The organism is Vibrio sp. Vb1574, from assembly GCF_033338675.1.
Genome location: NZ_JAWOTC010000307.1, coordinates 1 through 1210, shown reverse-complemented (window position 1 = coordinate 1210; position 1210 = coordinate 1). Strand labels below are relative to the sequence as shown.

The following is a 1210-nucleotide window of genomic DNA, read 5'->3' as shown; positions in this document are numbered from 1 at the left end:
ACATCACCATGGGTTATCAAACACCAGCATTGGCAGAAAACCGCTACAACGGAGAGCCCGCTGTCACCTTGGCTGTGAGCCCAGTTCAAGGCATTAACGTGGTGTCACTTGGCGATACGATTCAAGACATCATCGCTAACTACCAGGCAACGCTGCCGCTGGGTGTCGACATCTCGACCGTTGCTTATCAACCTGAAGAAGTACAAAAGTCTATCGACGACTTTGTTGGCAACCTGCTTGAAAGTGTCGCGATTGTTTTTGTGGTGTTGTTGGTCTTCATGGGTTTTAAGAGTGCGACCATCGTTGGCGCAAGCTTGCTCCTGACGATTTTGCTCACGCTTGTATACATGAACATCGCCAGCATCGATTTGCACCGTGTCTCGCTAGGTACGTTTATTCTCGCACTGGGCATGTTGGTGGATAACGCCATTGTGATCACCGATATGATGATCGCCAAGCTCAACAAAGGTATCGAGCGAACTCGCGCCGCGATTGATTCCGTCAAAGAAACCGCCGTGCCACTTTTAGGTGCAACTGTCATCGCGATTATGGGCGCAAGCCCAGTGTTGTTCTCCAAAACCGACTCCGCCGAGTTTGCGAGCTCTGTGTTCTACATTGTGGCATCGTCACTGTTGCTTTCATGGATCGTCGCGATGACGTTTACGGTATTAATGGCGTGGATGTTCATCAAGCCAAAAGCTAACAACGAAGAGACTAAACCGAGCCGTTATAAACAGTTGGTATTCTGGACGGTGGACAACCCGCGTAAAGCATTAGCCGCTTTGGTTCCGTTGATTTTAGTCACCGCCGTGGCAATCCCGTATGTGGCCGTGAACTTTATTCCTCAGTCGGATCGCTCAATTGTGTTTCTCGATTACTGGCTACCCAATGGTGCCAAGATTGAACAAACCTCGGCAGACATGCGCAAAGTTGAAGAATGGTTGGTCGCACAACCAGAAGTGGAAAGTATCTCTAGCTACGTCGGCACCAGTGCACCTCGCTTCTCGGTAACGGTAGAGCCTGAGCCGCTCGACCCTGCCTACGGGCAGATTCTGATCAACACCAAAGACTACGAGAGCATCAGTCACTTGGTAACGCGTGGCGATGATTGGCTGAAAGAGGCGTTTCCGGATGCCGAACCTCGCTTTCGAGCGCTGAAGCTGGCAACCAAAGATAAGTTCGCGGTTGAGGTGCGTTTTTCTGGTCCGGA

At 50.8% G+C, this 1210-nt stretch carries 1 protein-coding gene; it reads left to right on the top strand.

The window, feature by feature from the left end:
- Positions 1 to 1210, top strand: a 1210-nt coding sequence (locus tag R7O12_RS25755; protein ID WP_318126895.1) for an efflux RND transporter permease subunit, incomplete at both ends; no start/stop codon positions are given.